The organism is Pseudoalteromonas phenolica (assembly GCF_005876835.1).
Taxonomy (GTDB): domain Bacteria; phylum Pseudomonadota; class Gammaproteobacteria; order Enterobacterales; family Alteromonadaceae; genus Pseudoalteromonas; species Pseudoalteromonas phenolica_B.
On record NZ_PPSW01000007.1, the window covers coordinates 189182 to 203497 of the forward strand.

A 14316-nucleotide genomic window follows, 5' to 3' on the forward strand; every position below is an offset into this window, starting at 1 on the left:
AATTAGCCAACAAGTGCTAGCAGAATACCTGCTGCCACGGCACTTCCGAGTACGCCTGCCACGTTTGGTCCCATAGCATGCATTAATAAGAAGTTATGCGGATTATTCTCTAGGCCCACTTTGTTCACTACACGTGCCGCCATTGGTACCGCTGATACCCCTGCCGCACCGACGAGTGGGTTAATTGGGTGTTTAGAGAACTTATTCATTATTTTAGCCATGAATACACCCGACGCTGTACCTATTGAGAAAGCCAAGGCACCAAGCACTAAAATACCTAACGTCTCAACCGTTAAGAATTCAGTCGCTGATAACTTAGAGCCCACCGCTAAGCCTAAGAAAATAGTCACGATATTGATAAGCTCATTCTGTGCTGTGTTGCTTAATCTATCAACTACACCACACTCACGCATTAAGTTACCTAAACAGAACATACCAACCAGCGGCGATGCTGACGGTAAGAACATAATCGCTAAACCAAGTACCGCCAATGGGAAGATAATTTTCTCTCGCTTAGTTACATGACGCAGTTGTGGCATTTCAATCTTTCTATCTTCTTCAGACGTTAGCGCACGCATGATCGGTGGCTGGATGATTGGTACTAATGCCATGTAAGAGTATGCTGCTACTGCAATCGCGCCCAGAAGTTCTGGTGCAAGCTTTGAGGCTAAGAAAATAGCTGTTGGGCCATCTGCACCACCAATGATGGCAATTGCTGAGGCATCCTGTAGGGTAAACTCAAAGCCCGGCACAAAATTCAGCGCAATAGCGCCAAATAGTGTCGCGAAAATACCAAACTGCGCTGCAGCCCCCAGTAATAACATACGTGGGTTTGCAATCAGTGCACTAAAATCTGTCATCGCGCCCACGCCCATAAATATCAACAGCGGAAAAACACCACTATCAATACCGATATAGTAAACGTAGTACAACAAGCCACCTGGCTCTGCTAAGCCTGCAACTGGAATATTCGTTAAGATTGCACCAAAGCCAATTGGCACAAGGAGCAAAGGTTCAAACCCTTTTGCTATAGCAAGGTAGAGTAAACCACAGCCCACCGCCATCATGACTAGAGCTGGCACGGTAAAGTTGGCAAGGCCCGTTGCTTGCCATAAATTTAACAACCCGTCCATGTGACCTCCTATGCAAGCTCAATCATGGCATCGCCCGTTGCGACAGAGTCACCTTCAGAGACTAAGACATTTGCAACCGTACCGCTGTGCGTCGCACGCACTTCTGTTTCCATCTTCATGGCTTCCATGATCATGACTACATCGCCTTCAGCGACTGCATCACCTGCACGTACCAATAACTTAAAGATGTTGCCAGCAAGCGGTGCATTCAGTGTTTCGCTCGTACTGACCGATGCTGACTGTGGAATAAGCTCACTATCTTTGACTTGTACTTCTTTAAGTTCACCACCTGGTGCAACGACAACATCATAAACTTTGCCGTCAACTTGCACGCTGTAACGCTCTGTTGATTGTTTTTGTGGAGAAGCCAGTTTTGCAGCAGGCGCAGGCTTTTCAGTGGTAACTAGAGTTGGTTTCGGCTCAAATGCATCTGGATTATTGCGATTCTTAAGGAACTTAAGACCAATTTGCGGGAATAACGCATAAGTTAACACGTCATCGACTTGCTCTTCAGCCAACTCAATGTTGTCTTCTTTGGCTTTCGCAACTAGATCAGCCTCAAGGCTATCAAGCTCAGCATCGATTAAATCAGCAGGGCGACACGTGATCGCTTCTGCACCATCTAATACGCGTTGTTGTAATTGTGAGTCAACTTCAGCTGGTGTCGAACCATACTCACCTTTTAATACACCTGCAGTCTCTTTTGTGATGGTCTTATAACGCTCACCTGTTAGAACGTTTAGTACCGCCTGAGTACCGACAATTTGCGAGGTTGGAGTAACGAGTGGAATAAAGCCAAGATCTTTACGAACAGCCGGGATCTCTTTTAGCACTTCATCTAGTTTATCGCCCGCGCCTTGTTCTTTGAGCTGGTTTTCCATATTAGTTAACATGCCGCCAGGCACTTGAGCGAGTAAGATACGACCATCAACGCCTTTTAAGCTACCTTCAAATGCCGCATATTTCTTTCGAACTTCACGGAAGTAACCTGCAATTTCTTCAAGCTCACCAAGGTTTAAACCTGTATCACGCGCTGTACCTTCAGTAATTGCGACCATTGTTTCTGTAGCGCTATGACCATAAGTCATACTCATAGACGAAATAGCGGTATCAAGCATATCAATACCCGCATCGATTGCTTTTTGGTATGTCGCTGTGCTTAAACCCGTGGTCGCGTGACACTGCATGGCAATTGGCACTGATACGGTATTTTTAAGTTCAGTGATCAACTCTTCTGCATCATACGGCTTTAATAAACCTGCCATATCTTTAATACAAATTGAGTGACAGCCCATGGCTTCAAGCTTTTTCGCCTGATCTAACCACATTTCTAAAGTGTGAACCGGGCTGACGGTATAAGAAATGGTGCCTTGCGCGTGCGCCCCTACTTTAATGGCTGCTTTAATCGCAGTTTCGAGGTTTCTGACATCATTCATGGCATCGAAAATACGGAAAACATCAACACCATTATGATGTGCACGTTCTACAAACTTCTCTACCACGTCATCGGCATAATGGCGATAACCCAGTAAATTTTGACCACGCAAAAGCATCTGCTGCTTGGTATTTGGCATGGCTTCTTTTAAAGCACGAATGCGATACCAAGGATCTTCGCCCAAATAACGAATACAAGAATCAAAGGTTGCACCACCCCAAGACTCAACAGACCAATAACCGGCTTTATCTAGTTTCTCTGCGATTGGCAGCATATCTTCTAGGCGCATTCGCGTAGCAAGCAATGATTGGTGTGCGTCTCTTAAAACCAATTCAGTTAATTTTAACTTTGACATAGTGGACCCCTTTATTATTTTGATCTGTACTGAGCGATAGCTGCACTGATTGCAGCAATGTGCGCGTTAGATACGCCTGTTGATGCTGGGCGTTTAGTAGGTTGACGTTGTGGCTTTGCTGGTTCATCACCACCTGCGATAAGTGATAACTTGCTTACGGCAAAAATTAAGATAGATAAGAAGGCAAAAACCCCAACCATGCCGGTAAGCATTAAGCTGGCTGCCTCTAGCAACAATGCACCTATATCCATGTTCTCCCCCTTTTTCACAACGCGCTTTGCGTCATTAATCATTTTTTATAAATATTTATTCAACATCATAACAAACGAGCTCAACTTGTAAACAACATTGTAAATTGGTAATACCAATATTAAAAGTTGAACAATAGCAATAACTTAACTGTAAAACACTGATAAAACGAATGAATTACTGAGATAAATATGAAAAATATTCAAAATAGCGCAGGCTTATTTAAATACTTTTAAATAAAAGTGATAAATAGGTTACAAAGATAAGTTTTAAAAACGGAAGCAAAAAATGGTAAGACCAAGGGAACACTAAACAAAACAACGTTATGACTGAATAAAAAATGTATATTCATACTTAATGCAAGTCACATTAAAAAATTTCAAATACGCATACACCATTCTTTTTTGATAAAATTGGCAGCAAATAAAGATTAATGAGTTGCTATGTATAAACACGAATTTACCCTTGATAAGCCTTACTATCAGGAATGCTTTGATGAGTCCGAAAAATTTGAGAAAGCTAACAAACCTAAGTATGCGTTAGTCGGTTTTCTAACCCTGCTCGGTTTAGTGTCTATTTATGGTTTAGAGAATGGCTACCTGGGAAATTTCTTAATCATTTTGGCAGTCATTGAATGCATTTCATATTACTATCGCCGTCCTTGGTGGGTTGCCAGACAGATGATCAGCAGAGCAAGTGGCTCCAATGTGATTGTTGAGATTGACGAAGAAAAAATTAAAGCAGCTAACCCATACAAATCGTTTGTATTTAATTGGCAAGACATCACCAAAGTTATAAAAACAGACAGAGGTCTACTGATCTATTCACTAAGAGGTGCACAATATTTATCTTTAAGTGCATTGGATGAGAAGACAGTTGAATTTATCTTAGCGCAAAAAAAAGCCACTAATGAATAGTGGCTCCTTAAATCATTCGCTAAAAGCTGATCAGATGTTACCTGTTGCAGGACCAGACTTTTCAGCCTGAATTCGCATGTAAATCTCTTCACGGTGAACTGAAACATCTTTAGGTGCATTAACACCAATACGTACCTGGTTACCTTTAACACCTAGTACAGTTACAGTTACCTCATCACCAATCATTAGGGTTTCACCCACTCGACGAGTTAGTATTAGCATTCTATTGCTCCTGTTATTCCAAAAATTAGAAGATTCCGCGTCAATTTCATTTTAATGAAAAGTATTCATAAAAGTAAGCAAAAAAACCATTTTACTCAATACTTTCCAATAAAAATGTGCTGTGCAATGCTCTAACAGCCAATTCTAAGTACTTTTGTGGCAGTAAAACCGAAATTTTCATTTCGGATGTTGTCACTAAGTCAGTTCTAATATTCTCGTGAGACATTGCCGTATAAAACTGTGCGATAACTTCCACATGAGATTTTAAGCCGATCCCAATAACAGAAATTTTAGCCATTTCAGTATCACACGTTAACTCGACAAAACCGAGATTTTCTTGCTGGTGTGTCAAAAGCTCAATAACTTGATGATGATCATTACTGTGCACAGTAAAAGCATAGTCTATTTTATCAAGTTGGTGATTTAATTGACTCAACATATCTACCGCAATGCCTGCATCAGCCAATACGTTGAGCAAGCTTGCAAAGATCTGTGGCTGGTTTGGTAACTGTTTTAAGGTAATTAGTACCTCGTCTTTACTGGCTGCCACACCTGAAACAGGGGCTTTATTCATATCTGGCTCCTCGTAAGTAATTAACGTGCCTTTTGAATGGCAAAAACTCGATAGCACTCTAAGTGGTAAGCGATAGTGACCTGCAGCTTCAACCGAGCGTAAGTGTAAGACTTTCGCACCAAGGCTTGCCATCTCTAACATTTCATCAAAGGTAATTTGCTCTAAACGACGCGCATTCGGCTCAATGCGAGGATCTGTGGTGTAAACACCATCTACGTCTGTGAATATCTGACATTCAGCCGCTTTCAAAGCACCCGCTAACTCAACTGCCGTTGTGTCTGTGCCACCACGACCTAACGTTGTAATATTGCCTTCCCGATCTCGCCCCTGAAAACCTGCCACAATCACGATACGGTTATGTTCCATTTCTTGATTTAAGCGGTCGGTACAGATGGACTCAATTCTTGCTTTACCAAACATGTTATCGGTTTGAATACCAATTTGATCGGCAAGTAAGCTAATTGCAGGATGTCCACGACGAATGATGGCCATAGCCAAAAGCGACGCAGTCACTTGTTCGCCAGTAGTCACCAAAACATCAAGTTCACGGCTGCTAGGACGGCTGTCAATTTCGTGTGCGAGAGAGATTAAACGATTGGTTTCACCAGACATTGCAGAGACAACAGCAACGACTTGATGACCCTGTTGTTGGGTTTTTATGATGATATCGGCGACAGCCTCGATACGCTCAATTGAGCCTACCGAAGTGCCACCAAATTTTTGAACAATTAATGCCACGAGTTACATCGCAATTATTGCGTCTTTTCGCTCACCCATGCATTAACGCTTTGCAGCGCAGCGTCAAGGTTTTCAGGCTGTGAACCACCCGCTTGAGCCATGTCTGGACGACCACCGCCTTTACCGCCAACTTGTGCAGCCATGTGATTTACTAGTTCGCCTGCTTTTACTTTGCCAACTAAATCTTTCGTCACACCTGCAATTAGACTTACTTTATCGCCATTCGCAACACCTAGCGCGATAACACCAGAACCCATCTTGTTCTTAAGGTCATCAACCATGCCGCGAAGCGCTTTCGATTCAGTACCAGCTACATTAGCAACTAATAATTTCACGCCATTTACGTCAACGGCAGATTCAATTAATGAGGCACCGGCTGCACTTGCAAGCTTGTCGTTAAGCTGAGTAACTTGCTTTTCAAGGCCTTTAGATTTCTCAATTAGGGCTGCCACTTTTTCAAGTACGTTACTTGCATCACCTTTCACAAGCGCTGCAATCTCGCTTAGCTGTGCTTCTTGCTCAGACACATAGTTTACCGCATCTTCACCAGTTACTGCTTCGATACGACGAACGCCTGCTGCGATACCGCCTTCAGACACAATCTTGAATAGGCCTATGTCACCAGCGCGCGATACGTGAGTACCACCACACAATTCGATAGAGTAATCACCGATTGAAACAACGCGTACTTCATCATCATACTTCTCACCGAATAACGCCATCGCACCTTTTGCTTTCGCTTCGTCGATGTCCATTAATTCAGTTTGTAGTGCGAAGTTCTTACGGATCTCAGCGTTCACCAAGTCTTCTACTTCACGAAGTTGTGCTTTAGTCACGCCTTCAAAGTGTGAGAAGTCAAAACGTAAGCGATCTGGCATCACTAATGAGCCTTTCTGTGCTACATGCTCACCAACGACTTGACGTAACGCTTCGTGTACTAAGTGAGTCGCAGTGTGGTTCTTCTTGATGTTTTCGCGACGCTCAGCATCAATGTGTGCATCGGCTTTATCATTAACACCAATGCGACCAACTACTTTACCATGGTGTGCAAATGCATTACCAAGTTTCGTCGTGTCTGTAACAACAAACTCGCCACCAGCTACTTTTAATGAACCAGTATCACCAACTTGACCACCAGACTCTGCATAGAATGGTGTGCGGTCTAATACAACAATACCTTCTTGACCATCTTCTAATACATTAACAGCTTCACCTTGGCTGAATAGTTCAACCACAGTACCGCTGTAATGAGTTGCATCGTATCCTTTAAAGTCAGTCGACTTTTCAGACTTAAGCTGCTCATTGTAGTCAGCACCAAACTTACCCGCTTGCTGCGCTTTCTTACGCTGAACTTCCATACACTCTTGGAAGCCTCGCTCGTCGATTGTCATGAAGCGTTCACGCGCAACATCGGCAGTTAAGTCAGCAGGAAAACCATAAGTGTCGTAAAGTTTGAATACTACGTCACCCGGGATCACATCACCTTTAAGGTCTGCTAGGTTTTCTTCAAGAATCACCAAACCGCGGTCTAGTGTTTTACCGAACTGCTCTTCTTCAATACGCAGTACTTTTTCGATGATCTCTTGTTGTTTAGCAAGCTCTGGATACGCTTCGCCCATTTCTTGCACAAGCGCAGCTACCAGCTTAAAGAAGAATGCGCCTTCTGCGCCTAGCTTATTACCGTGGCGAACTGCACGACGAATAATGCGACGCAGTACATAACCGCGACCTTCGTTTGAAGGCATTACACCATCTGCCACTAAAAAAGCACATGAACGAATGTGATCAGCAACAACGCGAAGTGACTTATCTTCTAAGTCTTGCGCATTTGTCACAGAAGCTGCAGCTTTAATTAAGTTTTGGAATAAGTCGATTTCATAGTTTGAGTGAACACCTTGCAAAATTGCAGCAATACGCTCAAGACCCATACCTGTATCAACAGATTGCTTAGGCAGTGGCTCCATCGTGCCATCGGCATGACGGTTGTATTGCATGAATACTAGGTTCCAGATTTCGATGAAACGGTCGCCATCTTCTTCAGGAGAACCTGGAGGACCGCCCCAAATATGTTCACCGTGATCATAGAAAATTTCAGAACATGGACCACAAGGACCTGTATCACCCATAGACCAGAAGTTATCAGACGTATCAATTCTAATGATGCGGTCTTCAGGAATACCAACATCTTTTGCCCAATATTCGAATGCTTCGTCATCAGTGTGATACACAGTAACCAGCAGCTTTTCTTTTGGTAACTGAACAACTTCTGTTAAAAACTGCCATGAAAATTGAATCGCTTCTTTTTTGAAGTAATCACCAAAGCTGAAGTTACCTAGCATTTCAAAGAAAGTATGGTGACGTGCAGTGTAACCTACATTTTCAAGGTCATTGTGTTTACCACCGGCACGAACACAACGCTGTGAGCTTGTCGCTCGCGTGTAAGGGCGTTTTTCGCCACCTAAAAATACGTCTTTAAATTGCACCATACCCGCGTTAGTGAAAAGTAACGTTGCATCGTTACCTGGCACTAGTGAGCTTGAAGGGACGACTTGGTGTTGTTGTTTGGCAAAGAAGTCTAAAAACGATTGCCTTAACTGTGCGGTAGTCATTTGCTGCATTTGTTCAGTCACCTATTGTTGCTTGCATTGCAAAATTAATTTCTTCGTAGCCAAATCCACGGTACATCATATATCTGACTCGTTTGGCTTTTTCTTTATAATCGAGTTGTTTATCGCCTAAGCCATATTTTCTTTGGTAGGTCTCTAGGGCTAATTCAAACCAATCTATTTCTTGTTCTTCGATTAGCGTCATTAATTGGGCCCGATCAACCCCTTTATTTGTCGCTTCGGCCAAAACACGTTTTTGGCCTAAGCCTTTATTTATTTGTCTGCGTAAAAAGCTCTCGCAGTAGCGCTTTTCATCAATATACCCTAAGGACTCACACCAGCTTAGAAGCTGTTCAATATAGTCTTCACTCGCATCTTTCATTCTCAGTTTTTGTGCGAGTTCTTTTTTTGAATACTCTTGACGACCTAACAGCCACAACACGTAGTTTTTAAGCTTTTGCTTTATTTGCTCATCCATTAAGCGTCAAATCGACCAGTGTTGATAGCGCTTGATTGCGACGCTTGTTTTTCGCCCTGCCCGTTATTGTCACTGATATCATCAGCAGGGAATATCGCCTGATATGAACAGAAAAAGCCGATATAAGCCACCGGCATGATAACCAGTAAAGGCACAAAACTTAATGGCATTGCTGCCAACATTAATACAGCGATCACTAAGCTAAATACTGTAAGCGGTGCCATATTCGTTTGAAACACCTTTAAAGATTGCCCCAGCGCTTTGAAAATGCGGTTTTCACCTTTAAAAAAGACCAAAGGGAGTGCAAAGGCAAAGGCCATTAAATTCACTGCATGAGCTAATAAAAATATACCAATGTTGCCAATCGACAAGGTATTCACCACTTCAGCTAATAATTGCTCATGATTGTGGTTTTCTGTAGCCTGCTGCATCAGCGTGAACGTTTCAGAAAATAAACTGTCAGCCAATAATGTCAGTAAAATCACTGCGCCCATTTGATATAAGCCAAGTCTAAATAAGTTTAGGCGACGGCCTTTGATCGAAAACGGTTTAAGTATATCGGCAAGACTGATGGTTTTCCCTTGCTGCTTGCTAATAACGGCCAAATAAAAGCCTATCGTCAGAAAAGGCGCCGTAAATGCTGCAACCAATTGCAATGGAGGAAGCACCAAGGGGATCAATGCAACAACAATCATAAAGATGTACATAAACATAAAAGTCATCGGCTGGGTTTTAAATATATTCCAACCTTGCTTTAACCACTGCAAACCCGCAGAAGCACTAAAAACATTTATCTTTGAAGACATAAAGACCTAAAACTAATCAAAACACTGGAATTATACCTATCAAAACACAAAATGCGACCATAGTGGGTCGCATTGTGTTCTCGAATACAAAAGAAGGTGAAAAAGCTACTTTTTCTCAGGTACTTTTTCCATATCTAACATGTGTGAACCATGCTTCACTTTCGCTTCTAAATAATGACGGTTACCGTCTTTTATGTGTGCGTGAGTGCCGACAACTTTATCAACTTCAATGCCTGCATTGTTTAACGCATTAAGTTTACGTGGATTATTCGTCATCAGCTTAACGTGATTTAAGCCCATTGCCTGAAGCATCAAAACAGCGTCTGAGAAATCACGTAAGTCGTCATCAAAACCTAAATGGTTATTCGCTTCGTAGGTATTCATACCTTGCGACTGGAGAACATACGCATCGATTTTGTTGTAAAGGCCTATGCCACGACCTTCTTGGCGCAAATACAAAATGATGCCACCTTGCTTATGCATGGTTTCGATACATTCATTTAACTGTTCACCACAGTCACAACGCGAAGAATGGAAGACATCTCCCGTTAAACACTCTGAGTGCATACGAATAAGAGGTACCTCATTCTTATCAGCTTCATTAAAGATTAAAGCAACGTGCTCTTCACCATCTTGTAAACCATGAAACGATACAATTTCTGCAGGAATATGACTGTGCTGTCCTACATTCAGCTTCACTCTCGCTCTTACTTCTGCCACGACTTTTGCGAACCTAATAATTTTAAAATGTTATACTATCACAATTTTGATAGCTTGAAATTTAGGAGCCCATTAAAACTTAGCTAAAATGCGCTCGTCGTATTTAGTAATATCCAATTCAACTTGATATTCACGCGCCAATGAATCTAATTCAGCTTGCCACATACTCAAGTCTTCCATAGTGATGGTGTTATCATCTAGCGTCCAAAGTTGCTTAGACCCAGAATAACTAAACTGCATAGCTAACATCGCATCAATATCGCCCTCTTTGGCGGCTTTTTTAATAGCCATCATCTTGCGAGTGATGCGATTAAGTGCTTGTTTTAGATCCCACACATACGCAACTTCATACATAAATGGGTGCGACTTAACTTTTTTTAAAGTCAGACCTATAACAATTGAAGTCACTACCACGCCCAGTAAATTCCAATGAAAGTGACTACCATCTGCATCTGGGAACAATAAAATCAGCAACTGTGCTATCCCTAAACTGCCCACTGTAAGCGCGGCAATACAGGCAAAAATCACTTTATTAAGATGTTTTCTATAACGCGTTTTATCAATTTCTTGTAACTGCATATTACTTCCTCGGCAAACCTATACGTATTGTACTGTGGAACGGTTGATAAAAAAATTTAAAATTTTTTCACCCCTTTTTTCATGCTGTGTCGTTTTAGAGGTAAGCAAACAAAAAAGAGGCGCTTATTATGATGACCTACACCATGCCAACTCCAGCTCAAACCATGACTAAAGTATCTGCATCAATTGTAATCGGTGCCATAGTGACCTTGGCTGCTTTTGCCTTTATGGATTATTTAATCAGCAGTGAAGAAAGAGCCCCTATTGAAGTTAAAGCCCCCTTTGAATTAGAGATCATGCAAGACAGACCTGACTCCGAGGTACAAACTAAAACAAGGCCTTTACCACCACCGCCGCAACCTAAAGCACAACCGCCAAGACCACAAACATCGGTACCGTCTGAGGTAGCTGGGCCACAAATTGGTATAGGCGGCCCAGTGATAGAATTAGATAGCACGCCAATCAACACGCAAATATTTGCACCACAAGATGGCGATGCAACCCCGATTGTCAGGGTGGACCCTAAATATCCAGCCGCTGCTGCTCGTGATGGCAAAGAGGGCTGGGTTGAAATGGCATTTTCAATCGATAAAGCAGGCAATGTAATTGATGCACAAGTTATTAATGCTGAGCCAAAACGTATTTTTAATCGAGAAGCATTAAGAGCACTAAAAGGCTGGAAGTACCGTCCTAAGATGGAAAACGGTCAGGCGATAGTGCAAACAGGTTTACAAGTTGTGTTAGAGTTCAAATTACAGCAATAAGCTAAATACCACTCCTCTTAATTAAGAGGAGTGGTATAAGTTAAGTTGATTTGCTTGTCAGCGAGATAAGCCAATCAATAGGGAAAAGAACAATCGGGAAAGTGCCTATGCTGATAGCATTAAAAACATGGTTACATAAGGTTTCACCCAGCAGAGATCCACTAGAGGCGTATAAACAGACTGGCGAAGATATTTATATTGAGATTTTAATCAATACTTATAGCCAAGACCTGTTTCATTTTTTGAGTGGACAAAGCGATCGTGAACTGGCAAAAGATATTTGCCAAAAAACGTGGCTCACCGTTGTAGAAAAAAGCCATCTATACCGTGATCAGCAAACACCAAAAGCATGGCTATTCTCAATCGCTCGTAATGCTTTACTAGACGAATTTAAGAAACAGAAGCGTCTATCTTCACTAGAAGAACATCACTATGAAGCTGCGAGTGGCGAAACTGAAGCAGATGAAAAAAACACACTTTATAATGCACTCCTCACTCTGCCTTTTTTGCAAAGAGAAGCGCTCAGCCTACAATTAGAAGGCTTCAGATTACAAGAAATCGCAACGATCACACATAGCGAAGTTGAAACCATAAAAACCAGATTACGCTACGCCAAGCAAGCTTTAAAACAGCGTTTAGGAGATACCCATGGCGAATGATGATGATTTTGATAAGACCTTGAAACAAGCTTACCAACAGCGTAAGCAACATCAGGGTTTAACCAAACAAGACCTTGAGCTAATGAAAGCAAAATGTCGCCAGCCAAAACAAAACAAATTTTGGCAACAAGCACAATGGGCAATGGCTTGCGCTGGTTTACTATTTTTAGGTGCATTATGGATACAACCTGAAAATGAAAGTACCCAGATGTACGCGCTTGACTTGACCCAGTATGAACATATAGAGCACCACAGCAAAGAAGATGGTCAATATAAAGTGCAGATCACTCGAAATCACTCATTACAAAGTCCTGAAAGCATACAAGCAAAGCATTCTGAGTTACTCGCACAAGCACGTTCATTCCATGGTCGGATCATTGATAACAACTCGGAGTTTTTGCTAATAGCGGACTGTAAAGAAAACACTTTGCTAGAGATTGAAAAGTCATTGGTGAGAGATTTATCAGATCTCAACCTTGAAGGGCAACTTCGTCAAGGTGAGCTGCTAGCCCTTACTAGCAATAAAAAAGGGCTGTTAGTTAACCTAACAGCCCTTAATCAAAACCAAGGCATTTATAGCTGCCCTTAGTTCATATTGCTTAAATCATGATAAGGCTTGCTACAAAAAAACTTAACAATGCGAGTAACCCACCGACAAGCGCATAAGGTAATTGTGTTTTAACATGCGTCAATAGGTCACACCCTGATGCCAGTGCTGAAACCGCACTGGTGTCAGAAATAGGCGAGCAGTGATCACCAAAAATACCACCACTTAAAATCGCGCCCACCACCAGTGGTGCAGGCAAGCCTAATGCTTGAATTAACGGCACACCAATAGGGATAAGAATGGCGAATGTGCCCCAAGACGTCCCCGTAGTGAACGACATTACCGCGCCAGTCAAAAATAGAACTGGCACAATTAAATAGATAGGTAAGTAGTCACCAACCAATGAAGCAACGAATTGTCCTGTACCCAGTTCTTTTAAACTCGCGCCTAAGGTCAAAGACAATAAAACAATGCTGACTAACGGTAATAGCTCCCCCATACCTTTGAAACCAATATCAACAAGCTGGTGATGGGTGAACTGCTTGTGCGCAATTAACTGTAAATAGGCAACCATAGAGGCTAAAACCGTTGCATAAAGTACCGACTTAGAGCCACTTCCACTGGCAAGCTCGCCATTGCCGGTCCAAAACATAAAGCCAATCATACTGACAATTAGAGTCAGTAAAGGGATTAACATAAACCGTGCTTTACTCGCAGCAGGACCCGCATCAATTTCTAAGTTTTGCTTTTCAAGTTGTTGTTCGGCTTCTTTCATTGGGCCGTGCACTTTATCGAATACAATGGTGTAAAGCACAATTAATAAAGCAATAATGGCGTAAAAGTTAAAGGCCACAGAGCTCCAAAGAATACTCACTGCCGACTGCTCAAGCTCATAGTTACTTAATAGTCCGAGTACATAAGCCCCCCAGCCGTTAAGTAAAATCAAGATGCAAACGGGCGCACTCGTACTATCTATGATGTAGGCCAAACGAGCTCGACTCATTTTAAATTTATCGAACAAACCTCGTGAAACAATACCTGACGTCAACACACTCATATTTGATTCGATAAATACCGAAGTGCCAGTAAACATGGTAAGTAACCCAACTTGCCGTTTGCTTTTGGCCACCCCAAGATTCATCAATTTATTGACCGTCGCTGCGACACCACCCGATTCTCGGATATAAGCTAATAGTGCACCAATCACAATACTAAATATAAGAATTCGGCTATTTCCTGCTGACGTTGCCACAGAAATGACACGTTCAACACTGTTAACAAAAGTAAGTAACCCAGACTGCCCTTGCGTATATAGCAATAAAAACTCTGAGCTTATTACCGCTAATAACAAAGCCATAATGACTTCTTTACGCCAAAACACCACCAATATAGCTATCAGCGGCGGTAAAATTGAATACCAAGACATAAATTTCCTTAAGTGCGGTTTATTATTTTCTACAAATTACTGTAATGAAGTGTAATTCGCTATGCACGATTAAACGAGTAAGCTTAAAGAGTAATATTTGAAAAACCA

The 14316-nt window shown here is 42.0% G+C and carries 15 protein-coding genes; 4 read left to right on the forward strand and 11 right to left on the reverse strand.

What is annotated here, in order from left to right:
- Positions 1-2: 2 nt before the first annotated feature.
- The 3 genes from C1E24_RS04640 to C1E24_RS04650 are packed head-to-tail and all read right to left on the reverse strand — an operon-like array spanning position 3 to position 3174.
- Entirely contained in the window at positions 3-1133 is a 1131-nt protein-coding gene (locus C1E24_RS04640; RefSeq protein WP_138479187.1) for a sodium ion-translocating decarboxylase subunit beta, read from the reverse strand.
- A gap of 8 nt (positions 1134-1141) precedes the next feature.
- Positions 1142-2923, reverse strand: a complete 1782-nt coding sequence (gene oadA, locus C1E24_RS04645) for a sodium-extruding oxaloacetate decarboxylase subunit alpha (protein WP_138479189.1) — start codon at positions 2921-2923, stop codon at positions 1142-1144.
- 14 nt (positions 2924-2937) lie between these two features.
- Positions 2938-3174 carry an OadG family transporter subunit gene (locus C1E24_RS04650; protein WP_138479190.1) on the reverse strand — a complete coding sequence of 79 codons (237 nt, stop codon included), beginning with the start codon at positions 3172-3174 and terminating at the stop codon, positions 2938-2940.
- Between the two features lie 441 nt (positions 3175-3615).
- Between C1E24_RS04650 and C1E24_RS04655 the strand changes: the two genes are divergently transcribed.
- Positions 3616-4089: a YcxB family protein gene (locus C1E24_RS04655; RefSeq protein WP_138479192.1), complete on the forward strand. Its 474-nt coding sequence runs from the start codon at positions 3616-3618 to the stop codon at positions 4087-4089.
- Between the two features lie 30 nt (positions 4090-4119).
- Here C1E24_RS04655 and csrA read toward each other — a convergent pair whose 3' ends face one another.
- The 7 genes from csrA to C1E24_RS04690 all read right to left on the reverse strand — a co-directional run bounded on the left by csrA (position 4120) and on the right by C1E24_RS04690 (position 10812).
- Positions 4120-4311, reverse strand: a complete 192-nt coding sequence (gene csrA / locus C1E24_RS04660) for a carbon storage regulator CsrA (RefSeq protein ID WP_058031817.1) — start codon at positions 4309-4311, stop codon at positions 4120-4122.
- Between the two features lie 91 nt (positions 4312-4402).
- On the reverse strand, positions 4403-5623 hold the full coding sequence (locus C1E24_RS04665) for an aspartate kinase (protein ID WP_138479194.1): 1221 nt from the start codon (positions 5621-5623) through the stop codon (positions 4403-4405).
- Between the two features lie 14 nt (positions 5624-5637).
- On the reverse strand, positions 5638-8241 hold the full coding sequence (gene alaS, locus C1E24_RS04670) for an alanine--tRNA ligase (protein ID WP_138479196.1): 2604 nt from the start codon (positions 8239-8241) through the stop codon (positions 5638-5640).
- Between the two features lie 4 nt (positions 8242-8245).
- Positions 8246-8707 (reverse strand): regulatory protein RecX, encoded by a 462-nt coding sequence (locus C1E24_RS04675; protein ID WP_138479198.1) that lies wholly within the window; start codon positions 8705-8707, stop codon positions 8246-8248.
- Positions 8707-9513: a BPSS1780 family membrane protein gene (locus C1E24_RS04680; RefSeq protein ID WP_138479200.1), complete on the reverse strand. Its 807-nt coding sequence runs from the start codon at positions 9511-9513 to the stop codon at positions 8707-8709. The genes C1E24_RS04675 and C1E24_RS04680 overlap by 1 nt, the downstream gene beginning before the upstream one ends.
- Before the next feature lie 105 nt (positions 9514-9618).
- Positions 9619-10233, reverse strand: coding sequence for a GTP cyclohydrolase II (locus C1E24_RS04685; protein WP_138479202.1), 615 nt, complete (start codon positions 10231-10233; stop codon positions 9619-9621).
- A gap of 72 nt (positions 10234-10305) precedes the next feature.
- The gene (locus tag C1E24_RS04690) at positions 10306-10812 is read right to left on the reverse strand and encodes a DUF3087 domain-containing protein (RefSeq protein ID WP_138479204.1); all 507 of its coding nucleotides are present in this window, start codon (positions 10810-10812) and stop codon (positions 10306-10308) included.
- Between the two features lie 128 nt (positions 10813-10940).
- On the opposite strand from C1E24_RS04690, the gene C1E24_RS04695 reads away from it, so the two are divergent.
- The 3 genes from C1E24_RS04695 to C1E24_RS04705 all read left to right on the forward strand — a co-directional run bounded on the left by C1E24_RS04695 (position 10941) and on the right by C1E24_RS04705 (position 12824).
- On the forward strand, positions 10941-11576 hold the full coding sequence (locus C1E24_RS04695; protein ID WP_240721944.1) for an energy transducer TonB: 636 nt from the start codon (positions 10941-10943) through the stop codon (positions 11574-11576).
- A gap of 107 nt (positions 11577-11683) precedes the next feature.
- Positions 11684-12235 carry an RNA polymerase sigma factor gene (locus C1E24_RS04700; RefSeq protein WP_138479206.1) on the forward strand — a complete coding sequence of 184 codons (552 nt, stop codon included), beginning with the start codon at positions 11684-11686 and terminating at the stop codon, positions 12233-12235.
- On the forward strand, positions 12225-12824 hold the full coding sequence (locus C1E24_RS04705; RefSeq protein WP_138479208.1) for a hypothetical protein: 600 nt from the start codon (positions 12225-12227) through the stop codon (positions 12822-12824). The genes C1E24_RS04700 and C1E24_RS04705 overlap by 11 nt, the downstream gene beginning before the upstream one ends.
- Positions 12825-12834: 10 nt before the next feature.
- Here the strand turns inward: C1E24_RS04705 and C1E24_RS04710 are convergent, their stop codons facing one another.
- Complete coding sequence (locus tag C1E24_RS04710) at positions 12835-14208, reverse strand: Na+/H+ antiporter NhaC family protein (RefSeq protein ID WP_138479210.1); 1374 nt, start codon at positions 14206-14208, stop codon at positions 12835-12837.
- Positions 14209-14316: the final 108 nt, after the last annotated feature.